The sequence below is a fragment of the Brunnivagina elsteri CCALA 953 genome (assembly GCF_002289455.1).
Lineage (GTDB): Bacteria > Cyanobacteriota > Cyanobacteriia > Cyanobacteriales > Nostocaceae > Brunnivagina > Brunnivagina elsteri.
The window spans coordinates 1-3858 of record NZ_NTFS01000523.1; the positions used below are offsets into that span (position 1 = coordinate 1).

The window sequence follows — 3858 nt, forward strand, 5'->3', positions numbered from 1 at the left end:
CGAAGGTACGTTCCACGTTCCCGCAGGGTAGCATCTAAAAACTTTTAAGGTATTTGAAAGTATATTCTTAACCCGTTCTTAGTATATAATTCAGAATCCTAAATTCTGACTCCTGAATTTTCAGTTTTTTGTTCTCATATTCGTCATTTTATCATAGACTAATTTTGATATATCGGGAAAAATTGTACTACTTTCGCTATAAGCCGAATCCTTACCGAAAATTGCAATTATGTACTGCGTTTTTCTATCTTTTGTTGTTATATAAGCAACTTCATGACGAGCTGTTGAATTTTGTCCTGCTTTCGACGCAAAATAAATTTTATCTGCTGGTAATGATTCACCTAAAAAATTCTCTATCGGGTTAAATTCATCAGAAATTTGTGGGTTATGTTTCCATACTTGGGGATTTAAATCACGTTTGAGTAAATCTAACATTTGCTGGCTAGACTTAGGAGAAACTGCTTGCTTTGTCGCAATTTCATACATCAAACGTGCTGCATGATAGGTTGTTATTTGATTAAATATTGATGATTTATTGCTATTATTAATTAGTTGTAATTCTGTACCTTCCGGTTCATTCATGTTAGGTTCATTACTAATTGGAAAGGCTTTTTGGCTAACATTAATATTTTCGTAGCCAGACTTTTGAAAGAAAGTATTAATGTGATTTCTTTTTCTTTTCCAAGTCTTAAATTTACTAGATTCTAACTGACTTGAAGATGACTTTGTTTGTGTAATTATGTCAACAATTCTACTCGAAGCGTCATTATCTGACTTCAAAATCATCGCTTTTAAATCGGCATTAATTTTACTGTTATTTATTGTTAATCCTTGTTTAATTTGCTCTTGTAATGCTACCATCCAAAATAATTTCACAACACTGGCTGGGTATCTAGGTATATTTTGTCGATATCCAGCAATTTTATGACGATTAATATCGATTAGTGTAATAGAAAGAGATTCTTTTGGTAAGTCTTTTTGTTTGACTAAAGTGACTAGTTCGCTAACAATATCATCTAGTTTTTTATCGTCTGTATTTAACTTGGGTACTTTGGTAACATTGTAAGTAATATTTACTTTTAAAATGTTTTTTCTTTGATTCCAAACATGATAATAATCAATAATCCTTTTTTTTGATGTATTGATTATATTAATTACCGATTTATTTACCAACTTTGATTTATTTTTTGAAGATTCATTTAGTTGAAAGTTGATAATCTTTAAGTCTTTACTTGAATTTTGATTATTGGTTCGAGATAATCCAACTATGTGAATTCCCATTATAGAAGTAACTGAAATGCAAATAATAGGGATAGAAATAGCGGGAATTATTCTAAATGCGATTAGTCTAAATAATTCTCTTGAGGAAAGTTGAGAAAAGAAATATTGACAAAGAAATATAAATTCGGAAATGCGATACACCCTTGGTGTTAGGCTTTGCTTATCGCAACCAGATTTCCTGTGTGTTTTTTCCAGCTTGTCTGGAGGTGAACTAATCTGTTTCATTAGACGCATTGACAAAAAAATGTTTATGGTCTATTTGAAAACCATAAAGCCTTTGTAAATTTACCAAATTATATCAGAGAAATAAGACTTTGATAAATTATTGATTAATATTTGATCGAAGGATTGATAATTCAGGGTTGAGAATAAAACGAGCGATATTTGTAGGGATTGTACTAAATGCGATCGCAGTTAGGATATTCTATTCCTAAGCTGACGAATGATACGATTGATAAATCTATAAGTTGGGATATTTTATTTTCTATAAGTCCATAAGTGACTAAATAGGAGTTTGATGCTTTCTATCTAGGTTTTACAACCCAAACAGAACAATTTGCTTCTTCAACAACTTGACTGCTAACCGAACCTTGGACAATTCGCGTCATCCCTGTTAAACCACGACTACCAATGACAATTAAATCAGCTTTGTGAATATTGGCAAGACGAATAATTTCTTCCGCAGGTTCACCATTCACAAGCTCAACACAGCTATCCACAGTTAACTCAGCCTGGTATGATTGCAACTGCTTCTCGGCTTGTAAATATGAAACAGCTGATGATTCTGAGTATGGACGATCTGCTGGATGTTCAATGTCGGAAATTGGTGTCGGAAATACGTGACAGAGAATCACCTTACCATCACTTGGTAAAATCAACTGAAGCACGCTTTCCATGACTCGTTCTGAAATCTCTGAATCGTTTAGAGCTACTAAAATATTTTTCATCATTGCGATCGCTCCCCTCAAAATAAACCCTACACTATCAATCGAAGAAGGTATATTACAGGCTATATGACCTAAATCTTAGATTCTATCGCCGACTTAAACTTATACAGCCTCTAGAATTTTAGTTTGCAACTTTTACCGTTATTTGGATAAAAATCTGGGGAAAAATTAACAATTGGGGATTGGTAATGGTTGCTAGAGAAATAAGATTAGCACAGGGTATTGGAGGGGTAACTCTTCCTGTGCTTGCGGACAGGCTTAATAAACTTTAACTGAGTGTTGCAATTAATTTAATCACTCGCTCTTTAACTTGTTCTCTAACTACAAGGAAGGTATCAATTGATTCACCCTCTGGGTCTGTAAGTTGCCAATCTTCAAATACTTCCCGTAGAACCCAAGCTTCTGGTAAATTTGCACCACAACCGCACAAAGAAATTACAATATCGTAATCTTCAGGATTAAATTCGCTGAGTGCTTTGGAGCTTTGATTACTAATGTCAATACCGATTTCCGACATGATTTGTACAGTAATGGGGTCAACATGACTAGCTTCTAAACCCGAACTAGTAACAGCAATTTTACCTTCACCTAATGTACGAGCAAATCCCTCAGCCATTTGCGATCGCCGAGAATTTTTTTTGCAGACAAACATGGCTTTTTTCATAGTTTTAGTTGGGGTTGAGATTTTTGTAGTGTTTCTTTACGTTCGCTGTAACGATCAGTGAGATAATCCACCTTGTCACGCAACAAAATTGTGAATTTATATAGTTCTTCCATCACATCGATAATGCGATCGCGATATGCTGAATCTTTCATCGTCCCGTCTTCTTCAAACTCTTGATAAGCTTTAGCTACGGAAGATTGATTAGGAATAGTAAACATTCGCATCCATCGTCCCAACAGTCGCAATGTATTCACCGCATTAAATGACTGGGAACCACCACTAACCTGCATTACTGCCAGAGTTCTCCCTTGAGTTGGTCGTACTGCACCAATATTTAGGGGAATCCAATCGATTTGATTTTTCATAATCCCGGAAACATTACCGTGTAATTCCGGTGATGACCAAACTTGTCCTTCTGACCACAAACTCAATTCACGCAATTCCTGGACTTTGGGATGGGTATCGGGAACACTACCATGAATCGGTAAATCCCGTGGGTCAAAAAACTTTACTTCTGCACCAAATTCTTCAATAATTCGCGCTGCTTCCTCCGCTAGCAGACGACTGTAAGAACGCTCTCTTAATGAGCCATATAAAAATAAGATTCTTGGTTTGTGGTCAAATGTCGCCATAATTATTCTTTAAATACACTTTTGCAACTTCTGGAAACTATTCAATATCCTTAAACCCGTTTGACAATAGTCGATAGATGACAACAGCAATTTGCGCTCCTAATATTGGTGCAACCCAATATACCCAATGATGCTGCCACATTCCCCTAATAAGTGCAGGTGCAAAAGAACGGGCAGGATTCATACTTGCACCTGTAATTGGTCCCATAAATGCAGCTTCCATACCCACAGTTAAACCGATCGCTAAACCTGCAAAACCTATATGTGCGCGTCTGTCAAGTCCCGAACCGAAAATCACAAACATTAAAATAAAGGTGAGAACGGTTTCTAATAC

General features: G+C 35.6%; 5 protein-coding genes. All 5 read right to left on the bottom strand.

Annotated elements, in window-relative coordinates; genetic code table 11:
* Positions 1 to 120: 120 nt before the first annotated feature.
* Positions 121 to 1506, bottom strand: coding sequence for a serine hydrolase (locus CK510_RS27640; RefSeq protein WP_158224977.1), 1386 nt, complete (start codon positions 1504 to 1506; stop codon positions 121 to 123).
* Between the two features lie 299 nt (positions 1507 to 1805).
* Positions 1806 to 2231: a universal stress protein gene (locus CK510_RS27645; protein WP_095724707.1), complete on the bottom strand. Its 426-nt coding sequence runs from the start codon at positions 2229 to 2231 to the stop codon at positions 1806 to 1808.
* Positions 2232 to 2496: 265 nt separating this feature from the next.
* Positions 2497 to 2892 carry an arsenate reductase, glutathione/glutaredoxin type gene (gene arsC, locus CK510_RS27650; protein ID WP_245912469.1) on the bottom strand — a complete coding sequence of 132 codons (396 nt, stop codon included), beginning with the start codon at positions 2890 to 2892 and terminating at the stop codon, positions 2497 to 2499.
* Positions 2889 to 3524, bottom strand: a complete 636-nt coding sequence (arsH, locus tag CK510_RS27655; protein ID WP_095724708.1) for an arsenical resistance protein ArsH — start codon at positions 3522 to 3524, stop codon at positions 2889 to 2891. Before arsH ends, arsC begins: the two co-directional genes overlap by 4 nt.
* Before the next feature lie 37 nt (positions 3525 to 3561).
* Positions 3562 to 3858: MIP/aquaporin family protein (locus CK510_RS27660; RefSeq protein ID WP_211293325.1), on the bottom strand; the 297-nt coding region annotated here is incomplete at its 5' end.